This is a genomic window from Embleya scabrispora (assembly GCF_002024165.1).
Classification (GTDB): Bacteria; Actinomycetota; Actinomycetes; order Streptomycetales; family Streptomycetaceae; genus Embleya; species Embleya scabrispora_A.
In genome coordinates this window covers 5,781,412-5,802,773 of record NZ_MWQN01000001.1, presented here as the reverse complement: position 1 = coordinate 5,802,773, position 21,362 = coordinate 5,781,412, and the positions used below count along the sequence as shown (strand labels likewise).

The following is a 21,362-nucleotide window of genomic DNA, read 5'->3' as shown; positions in this document are numbered from 1 at the left end:
ACCGGTACGGACCCACCTCGGGTCACCTGCGCGCGATGCGGGCGCGGCGGGCCCTGGCCGCCTCCTCCTCGGTGTCGGTGTGGCGGGGGATCCGGACCCGCTTGAACACGTTGAACTCCGCGCCGTCGGGCAGTCGCAGTACGCCGCCGTAGACGGGATTGCCCGCGAACGACACCAGTTCGCCACGGGGGTTGCCGGCCGCGTCGAACAGGTACCGCGCGACCCCGGTGTACGAGCCGATCGCGCGCTTGGTCACCGGGTCGAGCAGCACGAGCCGGTGCGTGGCGCGAAAGCCCTCACCCTGGCGCTCCAGGCGGTAGCCGTAGCGGCGCCACGGGTATTCGCGCAGTATCCGCTCCGCGGCGCGGACCGAGGCGTGGCGTCGGGACGACAGGATGGCGAGATATAACGGAATCCCGGCCAGGGCGATGAACACGCCGAACGAGTCGTGGAAGACGACGGTCAGCGTCACGAGCACCGAAAGGCCGAGCAACCCTGCGGCGTTGTTGCGGAGTCGTCGGCGCCGCCACCGCTCGAGCAGCACCCGCGTCTCGGCATCCCCGAGCGCCGGACGCTCGTCCTCGGCGGGCAGCCCTTCCGCATCCGACATCCTCGTCCTCCCCCGTCGACAGGACTTGGGATTCTGCCGGCAGCCGAGGCGGTTCAGCCGGTGGACGACCCGCCTTCACGGCTGCCAAGGGCCGAACGTGCCTGGACCGACCAGGCGTTGGCGCCCCACATGTCCGCGATGGCGGCGGCGCGGGTGAAGTGTTCGGTGGCTTCCCGGTCTCGGCCGAGGAAGCGGGCCAGTTCGCCCAGGGTCAGGGCCGGGGGGCGGATCGCGATGGACAGGCCCGCGCAGGCCGGGGGCGCTTCGGCCAGTGGGAGCAGGGTCGGGTAGAGCGCGGCGGCCTCCTCGCGTTCGCCGAGGGCGATCGCCGCCATCGCGCGGAACACGGACATCGGGGTGTGGAAGAAGTCGGGGCGGATCGGCTCGTTCAGCGCCCGCATCGCGCGGGCCTCGTCGATCCGGCCGGCGGCGGCCATCGCGAGCGCGCACAGGTCCGCCGCGAACGGGCCGAACAACGCCGACATCTGCGGTGCCTCGTCGGCGAGTTCACCGATCCGGCCCTGGCCGAGCCGGATCGTGGCCACGGCCAGCCACCGGAACCCGAACGCGTGCGGCGAACCCTGGGCGATCATCGGCTCGATGGCCCGGTGATAGCGCTCCTCGGCCTCCTCGGAGCGGCCCGCGATGTGCGCGAGGGTGGCCTCCGCGAGGGCGCCGACGCCGATCGCCTCGGGCATCCGGTACGCCTCGGCGATCGCCGTGCTCTCCTGGACCAGGCGCCGCGCGGTCGCGGGGTCGTTGCGGTCGGCCGCCGTCGTGGCCAGGTTGAACCGGGCGTACCAGCCGTAGGCGGGCAGGTCGTGTTCGTCGGCCAGGCCCCGGAGTTCGGCTGCCGCCTCGTCCCGGGCGGCCTGCTCCGGCAACCGGCCCAGATTGGCCGCCAGCGTGGACAGGGTCAGGGCGCGCAGGCCGGGGTCGCCGAGTTCGCGGGCGAGCGCCACGGCCTCCTCCGCGAGCGCGCGCGGGTCCGGGACGATGCGTTCCTCGGACACCTCGGACGCGTAGGCCTCCAGCAGTCGGCAGCGGATCTCCGGGGTCGAATCGGTACGGGCCGACAACCGGCGCAGCGCCGCCACGACGGGCTCGTCCAGGACTCCGTACGGCCGGCGCTGCCACGGGGTCGGCACGGTCCAGGCGGTGAACGCGGCGACGACGAGATCGTCCCGGCCCGCCGCCTCGGCGGCCGCGAAGGCGAGTTGCCGGGTCCGCCGGGCTCCCGAGACGTCGCCGGCGCGGACCCGGGCGCGCAACAACCGGCCGTACAGGTCGGCCCGTTCGGCGTCGCGGTCACCGGGGATGGTCGCCGGGACGCGGTCCAGGCATTCCAGGGCGCGGGCGAGCAGGTCGACGGCGGTGTCGTGGGCGAAGCGGCGTTCGGCCAACTCGGCTGCGGCGACGTGCACTTCGACGGCCCGGGCGGCGGTGGCGGCGCCGACGCCGTGGCCGTAGTGGTGGGCGAGGGCCGACACGTCGTGGGTGCCGAGGCGTTCCAGGGCGGCGGCGATCCGGGTGTGCATCCGGGTCCGGCGCAGGCCGCTGAGGTCGGCGGCCATCGTGTCGCGGACCAGCGCGTGCACGAACCGGACCCGGCCGGGGGCGGGTTCGGTGAGCAGGCCGGCGATCAGGCCGGCGTCGAGCGCGTCCAGCACGCCGCCCTCGTCCACCTCGGCCGCGTCGACCAGGACGTCCACGTCCGCCTCACGGCCGACGATCGAGGCCAGGCGCAGGACGGCGACGGCGGGATCGGGCAGCCGTGCCAGCCGGCGGCGCAGCACGTCGCGCACCCCCTCGGGGACGTCCGACAGCGCGACGAGGGCGCCCTCGCTGTCCAACAGGCGTGCGCTCTCCCGGAGATAGAAGGGGTTGCCGCCGGTGCGCTCGGCCAGCGCGGTGAGGGTGGCGGCGTCGACGGCGGTCTGCGACACCGAGGCCACGACTCGGGCGGCGGCCTCCGCCGACAGCCCACCCAGCGCGAGCCGCACCGGCGACCGGCGGGCGAGATCCGCCAACGTCTCGGTCAGCCTGCCGTCGACCTCGTCGGGCCGATAGGCGGCGACGACGAACAGCCGCACCGGCGCCTGCTTTCCGTCGGCCGCCCGGCCCATGGGCCCGGCATCCGCTCGGACACCGGCGGCGAGCAGGGCCAGGGTCTCGGCGTCGGCCCGGTGCAGGTCGTCGAGCACGACGGTCAGCGGTCGGCGCCGGGCGACGTCCGTCAGCCAGGCCCAGACCGCACGGTGCAGCCGGAATCGCCCGGCCGAGGTATCGGGACCGGGCCCGCCGGTCGCGTCGTCGGCCAGCAACGGCGCGAGCGCGTCGCGGAGTTCGTCCGGGGGCGGCTCGATCGCGGCGACCGCGCGCAGGGCCTCGACCCAGGCCCATGCGGGCGGCGCACCGTCGACCTCGGGACAGCGCCCGGTGGCCACGAGCCCGCCGTCCCGCTCCAGTTCCGCACCGAGCCGGCCCAACAGCGCGGACTTTCCCAGTCCGGCCTCACCGGTGACCAGCGCGGCCCGAACCCCACCGGCCGCCGCCTCCCGAGCCACCCGGAGCAACGCGGCCAACTCCTCGTCCCGCCCGACAAACGGCTCGCCGGGACCGGAACCGAGGCCGAGGCCGATGCCGGAGCCGTGGCCGGAGCGGACCTCCGTACCGAGCCCCGCGCCGCCCCCGGAGTCCGGACCGCCATGGGGGTGGCCGCGGTGTCGGGACCGGCCCCGACCCGTGCACCAACGCCGGAGCCCTCACCCCCGGCCCCACCGCCGCCCGCAGCACCTCCATCCGCTGCCCCAGGATCGCCTCCTCGACCTCCGTCAACGCCGGCCCCGGATCCAGGCCGACATCGTCCGCCAGCACCGCGCGGGCTCGCCGAAGGGTGGCCAGGGCGTCGGCCTGGCGGTGGCTCGCCCACAGGGCCAGCGCGTGCAGCCGCCAGCCCTCCTCGCGCAGCGGGGCGTCGCGGGTGAGGCGTTCGGCGTCGACCGCCGCGTCCGCCGGGTCGCCGGAGCGCAGGCCGGCGGCGATGTGCAGTTCGCGGGCGCTCACGTGCAGCTCGTCCAGACGCGCGGCCTCGGCGACGGCCCACGGCTCGTCCGAGGCAGCGGCGAAGGCCGGTCCGCGCCACAGCGCCAGCGCCGTTTCGACCAGCTTGCGGGCATCGGCCGGATCGGCCTCGACCCGCTCGCGCGCGGTGTGGAGCAGGCGTTCGAAGCGCCACGCGTCCACCGCGTCGTCCGGCAGTCGCAGTGCGTAGCCGGGCGCCGCGCTGACCAGGATCGTGGCCGGTGCCCGGCGCGGCCGACCGGGTTCGAGCAACCGGCGCAGGTTGGACACGTATGCCTGGAGCGAGGTGACCGCTTGCGTCGGTGGCTCGCCGCGCCACAGGTCCTCGACCATGCGGTCGATCGACACGACCCGGCCGCGCGCCACCGCCAGGAGCGCGAGTACCGCACGCTGCCGGGGACCGCCCAGAGGCACGGTCACATCCGCCACCTCGGCCTCGAACGGGCCGAGCACGCGCAGGTACACCATCTTTCCAACCCCAACCCGAATCCGTCGACGTCCGCACCGGTGACCACCCGTACCGGTCCTGGGACAACCCGACCGGGCCGCTCCATGTTCCTTCCAGGCGCCTTCCAGGATTGTTCCAAGACGGCGGGACCAGGCTTGCACCACTCCCCACGACGACGGGTCGGGGGTCGCCGAAAGGGATCATCGCCATGACCACCACCCCCATCACCCCCGCGCAGGCCGGCTTCGACACCCGCGAGATGGCCGTCATCCACCGCGGGTTGCGGCGCGAATCGCGGCTGCTGATCGAGCTGATCGGCGCGGTCGAGCCGGGTGACACCGCTCGTGCCAAGGTGCTCGCCGAGCACTTCGACCTGTACCGCCTCGGTCTGCACGGCCACCACACCGGCGAGGACGAGCTGCTGTGGCCGCCGCTGCTGGCCCGCGTCGACCTGGAGGCCGAGCTGGTGTTGCGGATGGAGGCCCAGCACGAGCGGGTCGCCGGTTCGCTGGCCGCGGCCGAGCAATCGGCCACCGCCTGGGCGGCGGGTGCCGGGGTCGCCGAACGCGACGCGCTGGTCGCGGCGCTCGTCGAACACCGCGCGGCGCTGATCGAACACCTGGACGACGAGGAGGGCGAACTGCTGCCGCTGGCCCAGCGCCTGCTCACCGCGGCGGAGTGGCATGCCTTGGGCGAACACTTCGTCGAGTCCACGCCCAAGCCGCAGATCCTGCTGCTGCTCGGCATCGTCCTGGAGGATGCGACGGACCGGGAGCGGGCGCAGATGCTGGGCGGGCTCCCGCTCCAGGCCCGGCTGATCTGGTACGTGATGGGCCGGCCGATGTACGCCCGCATGGTCCGCCGGGTCCGAGGCTGACCCGGTGCCCGCCGCCCGCCGGGCTCCGGACCGGGTACCGCCGCCGGGCCCGGCTGCGCGCATCGCCGCGTCGGGTGCGTTTGGATGGGTCCATGACCACCGCACTCGACCTGCATCCCGCCCTGACCCGACCCGAGTTGCTCGCGGAGCCCGTAGCCCGCGCACTGGCCGGTTGGCCGCCCGCGTCCGCCGAGCTGGTGAAGGTGGCCGCGATCGATCCGGAACTGGCGGACACCGCCGCGTTCTGCGACCGCTACGACGTGGCCCCGGCCGACGGCGCGAACTGTGTGGTGATCGCGGCCAAGCGCGGCGGCACCGTCGGCTACGCGGCCTGCCTGATCGCCGCCACCACCCGCGCGGACGTCAACGGCCTGGTACGACGCCGACTCGACGCGCGCAAGGCCTCGTTCGCGCCGGTGGACGTGGTGTTGGCCGCGACCGGGATGGAGTACGGCGGCATCACCCCGATCGGCCTGCCCGCCGACTGGCCCGTCCTGATCGACGCCGCCGTGGCCGCGCATCCGGGAATCGTGGTCGGCTCCGGGATCCGCGGCTCGAAGTTGTGGGTCCCGGGTCGGCTGCTGGCCGAACTCCCGGGCGCGGAGGTCGTTCCGGACCTCGGCATCCCGATCGCCTGACCGACGCCGGAGTCCATCCGACGCCCCCACGCCCTGCCCGGCCACGATTCCCGGCCCGGGCAGGGCGGCCCGCGTGGCGCGGCCCGAACGTCGGCGGTGCGGCGCGAACCGCGATCGCCCGACCGATCCGCCGCGTACGCACCGCCGTCGTTCACGGTTCGCTCGGGCCCCGGTCGGCCCGGCTCACGTCCTCACGCAGGAGTTCCGCGAGCCCCTGGCGGGTGGCGGCCAGGACGACCCGATCCGTCGGGAGCAGCCGGTGATCCGAGGAGGGTACGACGACCGAGCGGCGCGCACCCGGCGACGCGGCCGCACCGGGCGCGGGCCGCTCGGTCGTGTCCAGGGCCAGGACCCGCCATCGGCCCGCCCGAAACGATTGCGCGACGGTGTGGCCCTGGAGTTCCGGGTGGCCCGCGACGTCGACCGCCGCGAACAGCAGCACCTCGCGCTCCACCGAGATCGCGCCGAGGATCTGGCGCCCCATCAGCGCGCCCGCGAACGCCGGTGCGGACAACGACGACACACTGCGGCTGCGGGTGCGCGCGAGCGGATACGACTGGCGCAGCGTCGCGTTCACGGACTTGGCGAAGTCGTCGTCGAACAGCCTCAGCACCACCCGCAGTTCGGGATCCACCTCGCGGGCGTACAGGACCGCCTCCAGGTTGATCGCGTCGTCGCTGGTGAGCGCCAGCAGGGCCCGGCTCGTCCCGATGTGCGCGGCCTCCAGGACGCCTTCGCGGGTCACGTCGCCGATCACCAGCGGTACCCGCCGGGCGTGTGCGGTCGCGATGCCGAGTGCCTGCGGGTCGCGTTCCACGCACACCACGGGGATGCCCAGGTCGCACAGCCGATCCAGCACCCGCGTACCGATTTTGCCCAGTCCGAGCAGCACCACGTGATCGGCGATGGCGCGCGGTGGCAATCGCTGGATGGTCGCGGTGCGGAACGTGCCCAGGCTCTCCAGCACCACCGCGAACAGCAGGGGCAGCAGCGCCATTCCGGCCATTCCGGACAGGACCTGGAGGATCTGCCGCCCGGTGTTCTCGCCGATCGCGGGATCGCCCATTCCGAACACGTCCAGGATCGAGCGGTACGCGGCGCGCATCGGCGGATCCCGGGTGACCCACCACGTCAACCCCGCGAACACGAACAACAGCGCCACCAGGCCGACCACGGCGTAGCGCAGCCGGCGCGGGAAGAGTGTGGCCACCGGCAGCGCCGGGGGCATCCGGGGTCGGTTGACGGGCGTCGCGGCGCCCTCGGCGAGGCCGATCGTCTCCAGCACGGTCCGCCCCCGGGCCGTCCCGGACGCGACCACGTCGGCCTCGTCCGGCAGCAGGTCGGGGCTGCCGCCGGAGCCGTCGGCGGCCAGTGCGAGGGTGTACCGGTACGGCGCCGGATCGGGTTCGGCGGCCGGCCGCTCGGCCACCCGCAGCAGCAGCCCGTCGGCCTGGACCACCTTGTCCGCGCCGGAGATCGCCGCCGCGACCAGCGCGGGGGTGGCGGTGTCCGCGTCGGAGAGCACGGTGGTGGTCACGTCCCGGGCCGACCCGTCGTCGGCCCGGGACGCGACCGCCCGATCCAGCAGGTCCTCCAGATGCCGGCCCAGTTTGCGGTTGTACAGCCGCACCACCAGGCGGATCCGCGGATCCAGTCGGCGCGCCCGCAGCGCCGCGTGGATGTTGGCCCGGTCGTCGCGGTACACCAACGCCAGGGCCGCCGCGCCCGGGACGCCCGCCGAGCGCAGCGCGTCGTCGTCCGCCTCGGCGGCCTCGACCACCGCCACACCGCCGGCCCGGGCGAGATCGTCGATCTGGGGCCCGTGATTGCGGTGCACCGAGGGCAGCAGCACGGTCACGTGTTCCCCGTAGACGCGCGCCAGTTCGTAGGAGAGTCGCTGCGCGAGCGCGTCGTCGCCGCACACCACCAGGTGTCCGGTCCGAGGCGCGGGAGTCGGGTGGTGCGAAGGAGTCGACACACCCCCACCCTGCCCGCCGGGCCGTCCCCCGTCAGCCCCTTTCTTCCCGGCCGTATCCCCCGAACCCCCGACCGATCCCCCTGCCCCCGGCGTCGGCGCTGCTCCTACCTCGGCGCGGTGTCCGAGATCAGCAGGTCCATGACGCTCTGCATTCCCCCGGCGGCGAACGCCGCCCGCTGGCGATCGGCCCCGGTCCCCTCCAGGATCATCCGGTCCACCAGCGCGAACACCTGCGCGGTGTCCCCGAATTGCTCCAGCACCGGGGCCACGTGCCGCAGCAGCTCGCCGACCAGGTCCCCGCGTCGATCCGCCGGGCAACGCCCGCCGGCCCCACCGGTCCGAACAGTTCCGCTTCCAGTCCGTCGCGGGCGGCCATCCAGCAGGCGGCGCGCAGCAGTTCCTGGTCGGGCGCGGCGTACGGCGCCTTCTTGTCGTGTTGTTGCAACGCGGTCACCACCAGGGCCCGCACCAGGCCGGCCAGCATCACCGCGTCGTCCGCCCGCAGTTGCACGTCGGGGCAGCGGATCTCGATGGTCGGGAACCGCTCGGACAGCCGCACCTGCCAGTACACCTGACCCCGATCCAGCATCACCCCCACCGCGAGCAGCGCGTCCACCCGCCGCTCGTACTCCTCCAGGTCCAGGAACACCGGAGGTTGCCCCTCCACCGGCCAGCGCGCGTAATGGATCGTTCGCCAGCTGGCGAACCCGGTGTCCATGCCCTGCCAGATCGGCGAGTTGGCGCCCATCGCGACCAACACGGGCAACCAGGGCCGGATCCGGTTGACCACTTGCACGCCGGTCTCCCGATCCGGCACGGCGACATGTACGTGCATCCCGTGGATCAGCTGCACGTCGGCCAACCGGCGGGCGTTCGCCCGGATCGCCAGATAGCGCGGGTGTTCGCTGATCTCCATCATCTTCCCGTTGCCCACGGGCGCGGTCCCGCAGGCGATCATCCGGCAACCGCTGCGTTCGGCCGCCGCCGACAACTCGCCGCGCATGCGATGCAGGTGTCCGCCGATCTCGTCGAGCGAGTTGCAGACGGGGGTCGCCACCTCCAACTGCGCCTTGAGCAGCTCGGGTTGTACATCGCCGACACCGAGACCGGGCCGCAGGCACGCCTCCGCGCGGACCCGTTCCGCCGCCGGTGCCGGTAGGCCGCTGACCGGGTCCACGAGCAGGTACTCCTCCTCGACACCCAGGGTGGTCATCACCGAACCGTCCTTTCGAGCGGGCCAAGACCCGCCGGGCAGGGCCTCCACCAGGACCTGACCCACCGGCGGCCGCTACGCGCCACGACCCGTGCCCCGGTACCCCGCAGCCCTCGGGAATGTCCCCGAACCCCACACGGTGCGGCATCGCGACCCACGACGTGCTCGACCAAGATCCGGACAGGTCGTATTACTTGGGAGGACTCGATCGGTTGTACCCGTAACCACCACAGGTCGACACGTCCGGACGGGGTCTGGACCGGGGCGGGGGCGAGGGCGGGGGCGCTGCGGGGCGCTGCTCGGGGCAGGTTCGGGGCCGTTTGCCGCGGGGTCGACACGCCCGATGTCCGGCCGTTGTGATGGGGTGGATCCCGGTAACCGAACAGGTGAGTGTGGGGGGCGTGTGGTGTCTGGGGTTCAGGTCGCGAACAAGGCCTTGCTGGTCGGACTCTTGTTCGAAGGGGCCGCGGTGGGCGACCTCGGCCGGGTCCGTCATCGCCTCGGCGACGAGGTGATCGCCGCACTGCTCGCCGACAAGGGACTCACCCCGCGCCTGCGCTCGTTGGCCGCGCTCGACCCCGATCCGTGGGTCCGGCGGGCCGTGGCAACCAACTCGTCGGCGCTGACCTCGGCCGATCTGGGCGCGCTGTTGGAGCAGCCCGACCCCGTCGTCGATCGCATCGTGTACGCGCACCCCGAAGCGGCCGCGTGGATGCGCCGGGTGGTGCTCGCGCCGGGCCGGTATCCCGACGAGCCGCATCCGTTGGCCGCGTTGCACGCGGAACTGCTCGCGCTGCCCGCCGAAACCGCGCTGCCGCGCCGGTTGGGCGCGGCGGTGGTGGCCGATCGGCCGGAGTTGGTCGTGCACGCGTTGCGGGTGTGCGCCGGGGCGTTGACCGTCGCGGAGGAGCTGAGGGGGCTGCTGTCGCTGCAACGGTTCGGCGGAGATGGGCTGTTGGCGGAGGCGGTGCGACATGTACGGCCCGAGGTCGCCGCGCTCGCGGACGGGCCGGGTGGTGCGCAGGAGTCGGGCGGCGCGCATCTGGCGGCCGCCGTCGCCGAGGCCGAGGGGGCCGTGGGGCTGATCGCCGAGTTGCGGGCCGGGATCCGGCCGGCGACCTGGCGGCGCGGGGTCGATTGGGCCGCGGTGACCGTGGCGCATCGGGACGAACCGCTGCCGGAGGCGATCGCCGTGGTGCTGGCCGCCGACGACGAGTGTCCGGAGGAGCTGCTCGTCGCGCTCTACACGGCCTATCCGACGGCGGTCGGCCCGGTGGCCCGGCCGACGCCGGCCGTACTGCGCGCGGCGATCGATCTGCCCAAACACCCGGCACTGGCCCGAATCGCCGTGCTCACCCGCGATTCGGCCGAGCCCGGCGACGTGGCGCGGATCATCCACGAGGTGACCCCCGCCCGTACCGCCGTGGCCACCCTGCTCGAACTCCCGGACCACGCCGAGCTGCGCGAGCTGCTGCACCGCCGGCTGGGCGCGCACGGCGACCGCTGGCACACGCTGCGCGCCGTGCTGCCCCGGCACCGTGCGACGCTGCCCGCGTTGTTGGCCGAGATCGCGGCCGGCACCATCACCGCGCCGGCGGAACCGGTCGGCGGTCCGCCGCCGACCCTGACCAAGCCCTACCGCTACCTGCTCACCTCGGCCGACCCCGACGACCTGCGCGAGGTGTTGCCCGCGCTGCCCGACGCGCTGGTCCGCGACCTGCTCTCCAGCGGCTCGCTGCCGCGGCGCGTACACGAGGCGGCTATCGCCTCCACCGACCCGCGCGCGTGGGAGGCGTTGGCGCGCAACATCGGCCTGGACGTCCGCGAATTGGCCCGCCTGGTCGACAAGCGGGTCCCGGCGGTGGACGCCGCCGCGTACATGAGTATGCGCTCGACCCCGTCGCTGCGCCGCACCATCGCCCGCCGCGCGCCGCTGGACCCGGGTCTGCGCAAGGAACTCCTCGCCGGCGGCGACCGCCGCACGCTGCTTCCGCTCGTGGTCTGCGGCGAGCCCGAACTGGCGGCTCTGGCCCTGGGGTTCGGCTGCCGCAAGATCGCCCAGCAGTACGCGTACATCCGGGTCTGGGAGCGGCACGGCCCGGAGGGCGTCCGCGAGTTGCTGGACGCCACCGGCACGAGCACGGCCGCACAGGTCCGCAAGCGGGTGGAGGCCGCGCTCAAGGCCGAGGACGGCTTGGCCGACCTGCGCGCGAGCGGTGAGCCGTACGACGATCCGGCCACGCTGCCGAACCGCTTCCAGACCCGGACCAGTCGAACCGCCGTGCGCGACCTGGTCCACGAGCCGTACGCGCACGACTTCCCGCTGCTGATGGCGGCCAACCGTGTGGAGCCGTTCGCGTACGAGGCGCTCGACGACCTGATCCGGCACGAGGACGCCACCGACGCGGATCGGGCCTCGCTGCAACTGGAGTTGGTCAACTTCCTGCGCGATTACGGGCGTCGCGCGGTCGACTTCGCGCCGCGGGAGTGGTTGCGCACCAAGGCGTTCAACCGGGACGAGGACTGGGCCAACGCGGCGGTCGAGCACGGCCTGCTCGACCCCGTGGACCTGGTGGACGTCGCCTATCCCGCGCACGCGGTGGTCGCGAGCATCAAGCGGATGAGCCCGACCTTGGTCGTGGGTCCGATGCGGGATCGGCTCACCGAACTGACTCGGGATCACCTCGCGGGCCACACCGAGGCGTTGGCGATCGCGGTGGGACTGGTCGAGGAGTTCAACGGCTCGCTCGCCGAACTGGTCACGCTGGCCGGGCAGGCGGCGGGCCCCCGGCCGGACGCCGAGGAGGTGGCCCGGGCCGACGCCGCCGCGCTCGTACAGGCCCGGCGCGAGGCGGCCGAGTCCGCGCTGACCGCATCGGTGCCGGCGACCGCGAGTCCGGCGACGCCGGCGGCGAACGCCCGGCGGAGCCGGGAGCGCGAGGCCGAGCCGGACCGCACCTCGCGCCTGGTCGCGGTGGACCTGCTGCGCACGCTGGCCGGCGCGGCCGGCGGCGATCCCGAGGCCGCACCGGTACCCGACGATCCGGCCGTGCTCGCCGCGCTGGCCTCGTTGTCGACATTCGACGCGCCCGGCTACGAGTACCCGGGCTGGCTCTACGAGGCGTGCTTCGCGAGCGAGTCGGTCGAGCCGCGAGTGGCCCTGGGGCGCCGGGTGTTCGACGAGTCGGTCGCCAACGACCTGATCGATCTCGGCGAGCCGGAGGTGCTGGCCGCGCTCGGCGAGAACAAGGGCCTGGAGAAGCCGACGGCGGACCGGGTCGCCGCGATCCTGGCGGGCAGGCCGACCGGGCGCCCCGCGCAATACCCGTCTCGGGACACCTGGCCGGGTTCGGCCGCACCGGCCGCGTTTTTGCGCTGGATCCGGGACTACTTCGTGGAGGGCCGCGGCGGTGGCGGCGAATACCTCGCCGAGGGCGCCTACCGGCACGGCATCGTCGGGCCGACCGACATCCTCGGCATCCTCCCGACACGGGCGCTGACCCCGCTGCCCCGAAAGTGGCGGTCCCGAATCGTGGCGGCCCCGATCGACCGGGCGGTCGGCACGCTGGTGGCCGACCGACTGGGCGTGGACCCGGACCGGTGGTTGCGGGCGCTGACGGCGATGGGGACGGCGGGGGATCGGCCGATCACGGAACTCCTGGAGACGGCGGTGGAGTCCGAGCCCGTCGCCGAGGCGGATCGGGAGGCCGCCTGGCAGCGCCTCGAATCCCCGCACACGGTCGAGGCCGCGGTGGTGTGGGAGGCCGAGTGGCGGGTCCCGCGCGCCTGGCTGTGGCCGGCCGGCGACCTCCTGCTGCACGCCTCGGCCGAGGCGCTGGTGGCGATCCTGCCGCGACTCGGCCCGCACGCCTATCCCTCGCTGTGGGCGTACTCGCGGCACATCGAGTACTCGTCCCGGGCGCTGGACGAGTACCCGTTCCTCGCGAACGACCACGCCGCGCTGCGGATCGTCGCGACCCACACCGAGAGCCCGCTGCTCCTGAAGCGGCTGTTGGGTCTCGACGACCCCGAACTGAACCGCGACCTGTACGGCTCACCCCTGGAGGACGAGGGCGCCTCGATCCGACGCGTGGTGCTCTCCCGGGTGCCGCAGGGTCGGCCCACGACCGGCCCCGACGATCTGCTCGCGCTCGACCCGGATCTGCGCGCGCAGTTGCTGATGTCCCACCGGCCCACCGCCTCGCTCCTGTCCGCGCTGCGCCTGAAGGTGGAGGCGGCCGACCCGGAGATCGTCGAGCACGCGCTGCGGCAACTCGGCCGGAAGGTCTCGTTGTCGGACCGGCTCATCGGCGCACGCGGTCTGCTGCGGCACGGCGGCGCGGACCGGATCGGGGCATTGGTCGAGGAGGGCGTGCTCGGCGCCACGGCCGGCCGGTTGGTGGCCAAGGCACTCACCGAGGCCGACCCCGACGCGACACTCACCGCCCGCATCGACCGCGAGCGGAGCGGCGACAAGTTGGTCGCGAAGCTGCGCCGCTGCACCGGTGTTGCCGACACCGACGAGGCAATGGACCTGCCGTACATCCAGGACTGGGACCTGATCCTGGCCGAACACGAACGAGAGCCCTTCCCCCGGGAGGTCCTGAGCCGCCTCGTCCTCCAGCGCGACTCCCCCGCGAGGCTCCTCGAACTCGGCCCGGTCGACTTCTACGCCGCCCGCCGCTCCGCCCTCCTCGACCCCGCACACGCACGCGCCTCGATCGCCACCGGCCGATCCGCCCTCGGCGACGCCACGTGGTACACCCACCTGGACGACCTGGTCACGAGGGGACACCTCACCGGAAGGGACCTGGTCCACAAGGCCAGAGGCGCCGCCACGATCCTCCGCTGGATAGCCGAGTCCACCCACCGCCTCGAAGTTCCCACCCGAATCCGAGCGACCGGCCACGAAGCCCGAACCGAAATCGAATCCATCCTGACGACCACCAAGCCCCACTGGCCCCACGTCTACGCGGCCCTGACAGCCCAAGACCCCACATGGCACCCGGAGTCCCCGACCTCAACCATCCACAACCTGCTCACCCGCACCCCGTAGCGGAGGCGGAGAGCGCGGCACGGCACGGCGCGGCACGGCGCGGGATGGCAGCCGGATTCGGCCCGCCAGGAGCCTTCCCGGACCGGCCGGGATACGAGACGGGCGCGTTGCTCGGCGAAACCCGGCCGGCAGCGCCGGGCAGGGAGGGGGCTCGGGTCGAGTCTGCCGGGCGTGCCTCCCCCGGTGGGCCGGGCGTTCCCGGCGCCCGTTGCGCCTTGGGCTGCCGGTGCCCGGTGCCCGGTCCATGGTCAGTCCGAGTCGGTGATGGGCCGCCGCCGCGTCGCCCTCCGTCCCCCGCGATGAGAAGCGCCGGCCTGTTTGCGCCGTCCGGTCATCCACCGATCGGTGGATGGGGGTCCACCGGGGCTCGTGGTGAGTGGGGCTCGTCGGTGGATTCGGGGGCGCCGGGTCCGATCGCATCCTCGTAGGGGTCGGCACGAGGTCGGCCCGGAGTGCGGGGAGTGGTCACCCACCATGGTGAATGTCGAAGCGGTACGCGTCGAGGGGTTGAGCAAGTCCTACCCCGGCAAGTCCGTTCTGCGGGACGTCTCCTTCGGCGTCGACGTCGGCGAGATCTTCGGCCTGGTCGGTCCCAACGGAGCCGGCAAGACGACCACCGTCGAGTGCGTGACCGGGCTGCGCCGGCCCGACGGCGGCACGGCGCGCGTGCTCGGGCTCGACCCGCGGACGCAGCGCAACGAGGTGCGGCACGTGCTCGGCGTGCAACTGCAACAGAGCGCGCTGCCGGACAAGTTGCGGGTGGCCGAGGCGATCGAGCTGTACGCCGCCTGCCACCGCGCCCCGATCGACCCGGGCCCGCTGCTCACCCGGCTCGGCCTCGACGCGCATCTGCGCACCCCGTACGCCAAACTCTCCGGCGGCCTCCAGCAGCGGCTGTCCATCGCCCTCGCGCTGATCGGCGCGCCGCGCGTGGTGATCCTGGACGAGCTCACCACCGGACTCGACCCGCAGGCCCGCCGGGACACCTGGTCGCTGGTGGAGGAGATCCGCGACGCGGGGGTCACGGTGCTCCTGGTCACCCACTTCATGGAGGAGGCCGAACGGCTCTGCGACCGCGTCGCGGTGCTCGACGGCGGCCGGATCGTCGCCCTCGACACCCCGCAGGCGCTGATCGAACGGGTCGTCCGCCACCAGATCGTGCGCTTTCGCCCCCGGACCCCGCTCACCCCGGAGTTGCGCGCCGACCTGGCCGCGCTCCCCCAGGTCCGGGAGCTGACCGAGATCGACGACCGGATCGTGATCACCGGCGCCCCGGACGTACTCACCGGCGTCACCGCGCTGCTCGCCCGCGCCGGCGTGATCGCCGAGAACCTGCGCGTGGACAGCCCCGACCTGGACGACGCCTACCTGGCGCTGACCGATACCGACCCCAACGCGGGCGCAGATGCCCGCACCGTCGACCGGCGCTGAGCACCAGCCCCCCACCCGCCTCCTCCCTGGAGCCCTCATGTCCACCGCGACCACCCCCGCACCCATCACCCTCACCCGCCGCCGCCCCGCGCGCGGCCTCCTGGCCCGGGTCACCCGTACCGAACTGCGCCTGTTCCTGCGCGAACCGGTCGGCCTGCTGTGGGGCCTGCTCTTTCCCGTGGTGCTGCTCGTCGTGCTCGGCTCGATCCCGGGCACCCGCAAGCACGGCGACGACCTCGACGGGCAGAGCGTGGTCGAGGCGTATGTCCCGATCCTGACCGCGTTCACCTTCGCGATGCTCGCGCTGAACGCGATGCCGCCGGTGCTGGCCGGCTACCGGGAGAAGGGTGTGCTGCGTCGGTTGTCCACCACGCCGCTGCCGCCGAGCCGGGTGCTGGGCGCGCAGATCCTGATCCACGGCGCGGTCGCCACGCTGGCCACCGCCGTGATCACCCTGGTCGCCCGCTTCGCGTTCGGCGTGCACCTGCCGCGAGCGCCGTTCGCGTACGTGGTCACCATCGCCCTGACCGCTCTCGCGCTGTTCGCGATCGGGCTGTTCGTCTCCGCCGTCGCCGCCGACACCAAGGTCGCCAACGGCGCGGGCGCGGTGTTGTTCTTCGTGTCGATGTTCTTCGCCGGCCTGTGGCTGCCCCGTGCCAAGATGCCGGACACCCTGCGCACGATCGGCGACTGCACACCGCTCGGCGCAGGCGTCCGGGCCCTGGGCGACGCGACCGCCGGTCATTGGCCGCACGGTTCCGCGTTGCCGGTCCTGGCCGGCTACGCCCTGGTCTTCGGCATCGCCTCGGCCCGCTGGTTCCGCTGGGAGTGACCCGGCTCGGGCGAACCGCCCGGGCCCGGTGAGAGGATCCCGGTGGTACATACGTACATACCCCCGAGTACATACCCCCGAGCACTTGCCCCAGGGAGGAAGGGCCGATCGACGTGGCGACGGCGGACGACACCCCCGGCCGGGTCGGCCCCGGGCACTCCGCCCTCCGGGACCGCACCGAGCGCGACGACGCGCGGATCGCCCGCTACCGCAGATTCGCCCCGTTCTTCCTTCTCACCGCCTCGGCCGTGCTCGCCACCCTCAGCGTCGCGCACGGCTACGGCTCCGCCGGCGAGTACCGGGCCGCCCTGCTCCTGACCGTCGTGGCCGGCGCCTGGTCGTGGTGGATGGACGGCCGTCGCCCGATCGGCCCGGAGCGGCCGCGCCTGTTCCACCTCTATTTCTGGGTCCGGTGGGGGTTGAGCGCGGTCCTGGTCGCGCTCAACCCCTGGTTCGCGGTGTTCGCCTTCCTCGGCTACGTGGACGCCCGCCGCTTCGGTTTCGGCCGGCTCGGCACGACCGCCACCGTCGCCACCGCCGCGGTGATCACCCTGGCCCAGATGGGCGGACGTGCCGAGTTCACCGTCGGCAACCTCCCGCTCTATCTCTCGCTCACCGCGATCAACGCGATCATCGCGTCCGCGATCGTCCTGGTCGGCCACGCCGTGCAGGTGCAGAACGAGGAGCGCAAGCAGGTCATCGACGCGCTCGCCGACGCCAACGCACGCCTGGAGACCGCGCTGCGGGAGAACACCGGCCTGCACGCGCAACTGCTCAACCAGGCCCGGGAGGCGGGTGTCCTGGCCGAGCGACAGCGGCTGGCCGGCGAGATCCACGACACGATCGCGCAGGGCCTGGCGGGCATCGTCACCCAACTGGGCGCGGCGCACGAGCAGGCCCGCCGGCACGGCGGCGTACCGGCCGACTGGCAGCGGCATCTCGACCAGGCCCGCGATCTGGCCCGGGACGGCCTGAGCGAGGCGCGCCGCTCGGTCGAGGCGCTGCGGCCCGCGCTGCTCGCGGAGCGGGTACATCTGCCGGAGGCGATCGGCGAGTTGGTCGCGCGCTGGTCCGAGAGCACCGGCACGCCGGCCGCCGCCGGGACCGACGGCGTCGTGCGGGCGCTTGCGGTGGACTGCGAGGTGGCCCTGTTCCGGGCCGCGCAGGAGGCGCTGGCCAACGTCGCGAAGCACGCCCACGCCACCCGCGTCGGGGTCTCGTTGACCTACCTGGACGACGTGGTCCTGCTCGACGTCCGCGACGACGGCGTCGGCCCGGCCGGATCCGACGACGCCCGCCCCGACCGGCACGGCGGCTACGGCCTGCACGCGATGCGCCACCGGGTGGCCGGAGTCGGCGGCACCGTCACCATCGAGGGCGCCCCCGGCGAGGGCACCGCGGTCAACGTGTCCGTCCCGACCGGCATGCCCGCCGACATCCTCCGCTCCACCCCGAAGGAGACGCCCGCATGAGCGCCGCCCACCCCGCCCCCGGCGAGGCCCCGATCCGCCTGCTGATCGTCGACGATCACCCGGTGGTCCGGGACGGCCTGCGCGGCATCTTCGCCGGCGACCCCGACTTCGACGTGGTCGGCGAGGCGGGCGACGGCGCGGCGGCGGTCGACCGGGTCCGGGTGGGCGGGGTGGACGTGGTGCTGATGGACCTGCGGATGCCCCGGATGGGCGGCGTCGAGGCGATCCGGGCCCTGCGCGAGGTAGCCCCGGAGGTCCGCGTGTTGGTGCTGACGACGTACGACACCGACCGCGACGTACTGCCGGCGGTGGAGGCGGGGGCGACCGGCTACCTGCTCAAGGATGCGCCGCGCGACGACCTGGTACGCGGGGTGCGGGCCGCGCACGCGGGGCAGGCGGTGCTCTCGCCGTCGGTGGCGGGCCTGGTGATGGGCCGGGTCCGCGCTCCCGAGCCGGCCCCGGGGGTGCTCAGTCCGCGCGAGTCGGAGGTGCTGCGCCTGGTCGCCGGCGGCGCCACCAACCGCGAGGCCGCGGCGGCCCTGTTCGTGAGCGAGGCCACGGTCAAGACCCACTTGCTGCACCTGTACGGCAAGCTCGGCGTCCGCGACCGCGCCGCCGCGGTGGCCGAGGCCTACCGGCGCGGCCTGCTCGTCTGAGGCTCCGCGCGGATCCGCGCGAATCCGCCCGAGTCCGCGGGACAGGGCCCGGTCGTCGGCCGCTGCGCCGTCCGGGCGACGCCGGGTGTACATCGGCGGCGGTGCGACCACGCTCACCCCATGCCCGAACTGCCCTTCTACCCGCCGATGCTGGCCACCCCGGGCACGCTGCCGCCCGCGGCCGAGGACGAGCGCTGGGCGTACGAGACCAAACTCGACGGTCAACGCTGTCTCACCTACCTCCCGGGCGACGGGACGGTGACCTTCCGGGCCCGTTCGGGCGCGGAGATCACCGGGGCCTACCCGGAGTTGCGGGAGTTGCGCGACGTCCTGGGCGCGCGGCCGGCGATCCTGGACGGCGAGGTGGTCGCGCCGGACCGGCACGGGCACAGCGACTTCGAGCGGTTGCAGTCCCGGATGGGCCTGGTCGACCACCCCGCCGAGGCGGCCCGGATGCGCGACGTGGTGCCCGTCCGGCTGTTGCTCTTCGACGTGCTGTTCCTGGATCGGCGGACCACGGTGGACCGCCCGTACCTGGAGCGACGCCGCCTGCTGGAGGGACTCGGCCTGCACGGATCGCACTGGTCGACGCCGACCGCGCTGATCGGACACGGCGAGACCGCCCTCGCGGCCACCCGGGAGGCGGGCCTGGAGGGGCTGGTCTGCAAGCGGCTGGATTCGGTGTACACGCCCGGGGCGCGCTCGGCGGACTGGGTGAAGATCCGGCACGCACAGACCCTGGACGTGGTCGTGGGCGGCTGGCTGCCCGGTCGCGGCCGGTTGTCGCACCTGCCCGGCGCGCTGCTCGTGGGGGTACGCGAGGCCGGCCTGCTGCGCTTCGTCGGCGCGGTCGGGTCCGGCTTCGCCGATCGGGAGCGGACCATGCTCGGCGAGTTGTTGCGGGTGTCCGCGATCGACGCGTGCCCGTTCACCCCGGAGCCGGCCCTCGTCGACGCCCACTGGGTGCTGCCGCGTCTGGTCGGCGAGGTCCGCTACGCCACCCGCACCCGTGCCGGTCTCCTGCGCCACCCGGTCTGGCACCGCCTACGCCCGGACCTGGCCGAGGACTGAGCACGCGACGCGGCCCCGGCGCCGTTAGGGCAGCCGCCCCGTGGTCCGCGCCGCCAGCAGTGGCGCGAAGCCGTCGCCGTCCCGGGCCACGCGTTCCAGCACCTCGGCGGGCCCGAAGGTCAGTTCCGCGGCCGAGTCGATCTCGGCCCAGGTCACCGGGGCGGACACGGTCGGTTCCGGGCCCGCCCGCAGGGTGTACGGCGCGGCGGTGGTCTTGGCGGAGGCGTTCTGGCTCCAGTCCACGAAGACCCGGCCGGCCCGCAGGTTCTTGGCCATCCGGTGCACGACCAGTTCGGGCCGCTCCCGTTCCAGGCGTTGTGCGAGCGCCTTCGCGTAGGCGCTCGTGGCCGCCTCCGGAGTCGGTTCGAGGGCCGCGTACAGGTGCAGGCCCTTGCTCCCGGACGTCTTGACCACGCAGGTCAGCCCGTCCTCGGCGAGCACGTCCCGGGCCAGCAGCGCGACCTCGCGACACTCGGCCATCCCCGCGCCGGGGCCGGGGTCCAGGTCCAGGACCAGCCGGTCGTGGGCGTCCGGGTCGGTGCCCCACTGCGGCACGTGGATCTCGATCGCCGCCAGGTTGGCCGCCCACATGAGCGTGGCCAGGGAGTCGACGTCGACCTGCCGCCTGGTTTCCTCGTGCCCGACCACCTCGATCGTGCTCACCCACTCGGGCGCACCGGGCGGCACGTGCTTCGCGTAGAACCGGGTCCCGCCCTCGACGCCGTCGGGGAGGCGGATGAACGAGGCGGCGCGTCCGGCGACGTGCGGAAGCAGCACGGGGGCCACCTTGGCGTAGTAGTCCAGCGCCTGGCCCTTGGTGTACCCGGTCTCGGGCCACCAGACCTTGTCCAGGTGGGAGAGGGTCACGGTGCGTCCGTCGACTGTCGTGGCGATGCGGTCCGGCATACGGTAAAGGTCCCCCTGTGCCCGTTTTCAATGCATTTTGTGGCACATCGAAGCAAAGACGCACCACAGCGGACCATGCCCGCCCCGCGATTCTGGAGAGCCGATGCGCAGCAGCTGGAAAGGCGCGATCACGTTCGGACTGGTGAGCATCCCGGTCCAACTCTTCCCCGCCACCGAGGAACACAACGTGTCCCTGCACCAGGTGCACGAGACGGACGGCGGCCGGATCCGGCTCAAGCGCTACTGCGAGTTGGAGGAGCGCGAGGTGCCGTACAAGGAGATCGCCAAGGCCTATCAGGCGCCCGACGGCCGGCAGGCGGTGCTCACCGACGCCGACATGGCGGAGTTGCCGCTGCCCAGCAAGAAGGTCATCGACGTGCTCGCGTTCGTGGGCGACGACGAGATCGATCCGTTGATGCTCTCCAAGGCGTACTACCTCCAGACCGCGACCCCGGCCGCGGCCAAGCCGTACGTCCTGCTGCGCGAGGCGCTGACCAGGGCCGGCAAGTCCGCCGTCACCAAGATCACCCTGCGTACCCGGGAGAGCCTGGCGCTGCTGCGGGTGCACGACGACATCCTGATCCTGCAGACCATGTTGTGGCCGGACGAGGTGCGCGCGGCGGACGGGCTGGCCCCCGAGGGCACCTTCGACATCCGGCCGCAGGAGTTGAAGATGGCCACCTCGCTGATGGACACGCTCAGCGAGGACTTCGACATCCAGTCCCTGCACGACGACTACAAGGAGGCCCTCGACTCGCTGGTGGTCGCCCGTCTGGAGGGCGCCGAGCCGGTCGAGGCGGGCGAGGAGGGCGCCGCGACGCCGGACAACGTGGTCGACCTGATGGCGGCGCTCACCGCGAGCGTCGAGGCGGCCAATCGCAGTCACGGCCGGGCCGCACCCGCGAAGAAGGGCACGCCCCGCAAGTCGGCCGCGAAGAAGACGTCGGCGGGGGGCTCGTCGGGGAAGGGCAAGTCGGCGGCGACCGCGAAGAAGGCCGCCGCCAAGAAGACGACCCGCAAACGCACCAGCGCCTGACCGGGACCCGGCCGGCGGCGGCACCCGGCCGGTCGCGACACCCCCGCACCCGGC

Annotated in this window: 16 protein-coding genes; 9 read left to right on the top strand and 7 right to left on the bottom strand. The window is 73.6% G+C overall.

All coding sequences use genetic code 11. From position 1 onward, the window contains the following. Positions 1-22: 22 nt before the first annotated feature. From B4N89_RS25560 to B4N89_RS47920, 3 genes are read right to left on the bottom strand one after another with little or no spacing between them, the layout of a single operon-like run. On the bottom strand, positions 23-610 hold the full coding sequence (locus B4N89_RS25560) for a hypothetical protein (protein WP_078978148.1): 588 nt from the start codon (positions 608-610) through the stop codon (positions 23-25). A 53-nt stretch (positions 611-663) separates the two neighbouring features. Beyond that, a complete protein-coding gene (locus tag B4N89_RS25555) occupies positions 664-3,195 on the bottom strand; it encodes an ATP-binding protein (protein WP_101897171.1) in 2,532 nt (843 codons plus the stop codon). After that, a complete protein-coding gene (locus B4N89_RS47920; RefSeq protein WP_101897170.1) occupies positions 3,125-4,162 on the bottom strand; it encodes an AfsR/SARP family transcriptional regulator in 1,038 nt (345 codons plus the stop codon). Before B4N89_RS47920 ends, B4N89_RS25555 begins: the two co-directional genes overlap by 71 nt. Positions 4,163-4,350: 188 nt before the next feature. Here B4N89_RS47920 and B4N89_RS25550 point away from each other — a divergent pair, with 188 nt between their 5' ends. Both B4N89_RS25550 and B4N89_RS25545 read left to right on the top strand, forming a co-directional pair. After that, entirely contained in the window at positions 4,351-5,019 is a 669-nt protein-coding gene (locus B4N89_RS25550) for a hemerythrin domain-containing protein (protein ID WP_235618782.1), read from the top strand. A gap of 92 nt (positions 5,020-5,111) precedes the next feature. Continuing rightward, on the top strand, positions 5,112-5,657 hold the full coding sequence (locus B4N89_RS25545; RefSeq protein WP_078978147.1) for a YbaK/EbsC family protein: 546 nt from the start codon (positions 5,112-5,114) through the stop codon (positions 5,655-5,657). A 151-nt stretch (positions 5,658-5,808) separates the two neighbouring features. Here the strand turns inward: B4N89_RS25545 and B4N89_RS25540 are convergent, their stop codons facing one another. The 3 genes from B4N89_RS25540 to B4N89_RS25535 form a co-directional block, all read right to left on the bottom strand. Then, positions 5,809-7,635, bottom strand: coding sequence for an NAD-binding protein (locus B4N89_RS25540; protein WP_235618781.1), 1,827 nt, complete (start codon positions 7,633-7,635; stop codon positions 5,809-5,811). A 104-nt stretch (positions 7,636-7,739) separates the two neighbouring features. Next, a complete protein-coding gene (locus tag B4N89_RS53075; RefSeq protein ID WP_321170711.1) occupies positions 7,740-7,865 on the bottom strand; it encodes a hypothetical protein in 126 nt (41 codons plus the stop codon). Beyond that, positions 7,841-8,848, bottom strand: a complete 1,008-nt coding sequence (locus B4N89_RS25535; protein WP_321170710.1) for a glutamate--cysteine ligase — start codon at positions 8,846-8,848, stop codon at positions 7,841-7,843. The genes B4N89_RS53075 and B4N89_RS25535 overlap by 25 nt, the downstream gene beginning before the upstream one ends. 469 nt (positions 8,849-9,317) lie before the next feature. Between B4N89_RS25535 and B4N89_RS25530 the strand changes: the two genes are divergently transcribed. The 6 genes from B4N89_RS25530 to B4N89_RS25505 all read left to right on the top strand — a co-directional run bounded on the left by B4N89_RS25530 (position 9,318) and on the right by B4N89_RS25505 (position 19,366). Then, positions 9,318-13,904 carry a hypothetical protein gene (locus tag B4N89_RS25530; RefSeq protein ID WP_143658079.1) on the top strand — a complete coding sequence of 1,529 codons (4,587 nt, stop codon included), beginning with the start codon at positions 9,318-9,320 and terminating at the stop codon, positions 13,902-13,904. Between the two features lie 474 nt (positions 13,905-14,378). Beyond that, positions 14,379-15,335 carry an ABC transporter ATP-binding protein gene (locus B4N89_RS25525; RefSeq protein WP_078978145.1) on the top strand — a complete coding sequence of 319 codons (957 nt, stop codon included), beginning with the start codon at positions 14,379-14,381 and terminating at the stop codon, positions 15,333-15,335. A 37-nt stretch (positions 15,336-15,372) separates the two neighbouring features. Beyond that, entirely contained in the window at positions 15,373-16,167 is a 795-nt protein-coding gene (locus B4N89_RS25520) for an ABC transporter permease (RefSeq protein WP_078978144.1), read from the top strand. Positions 16,168-16,280: 113 nt separating this feature from the next. Further along, the gene (locus B4N89_RS25515) at positions 16,281-17,639 is read left to right on the top strand and encodes a sensor histidine kinase (protein ID WP_078978143.1); all 1,359 of its coding nucleotides are present in this window, start codon (positions 16,281-16,283) and stop codon (positions 17,637-17,639) included. Then, on the top strand, positions 17,636-18,295 hold the full coding sequence (locus B4N89_RS25510) for a response regulator (RefSeq protein ID WP_078978142.1): 660 nt from the start codon (positions 17,636-17,638) through the stop codon (positions 18,293-18,295). Before B4N89_RS25515 ends, B4N89_RS25510 begins: the two co-directional genes overlap by 4 nt. 120 nt (positions 18,296-18,415) lie before the next feature. Further along, complete coding sequence (locus B4N89_RS25505; protein ID WP_078978141.1) at positions 18,416-19,366, top strand: RNA ligase family protein; 951 nt, start codon at positions 18,416-18,418, stop codon at positions 19,364-19,366. 24 nt (positions 19,367-19,390) lie between these two features. Here B4N89_RS25505 and ligD read toward each other — a convergent pair whose 3' ends face one another. Next, a complete protein-coding gene (gene ligD / locus B4N89_RS25500) occupies positions 19,391-20,272 on the bottom strand; it encodes a non-homologous end-joining DNA ligase (protein WP_078978140.1) in 882 nt (293 codons plus the stop codon). Between the two features lie 103 nt (positions 20,273-20,375). Between ligD and B4N89_RS25495 the strand changes: the two genes are divergently transcribed. Continuing rightward, positions 20,376-21,308, top strand: coding sequence for a Ku protein (locus tag B4N89_RS25495; RefSeq protein ID WP_078978139.1), 933 nt, complete (start codon positions 20,376-20,378; stop codon positions 21,306-21,308). Positions 21,309-21,362: the final 54 nt, after the last annotated feature.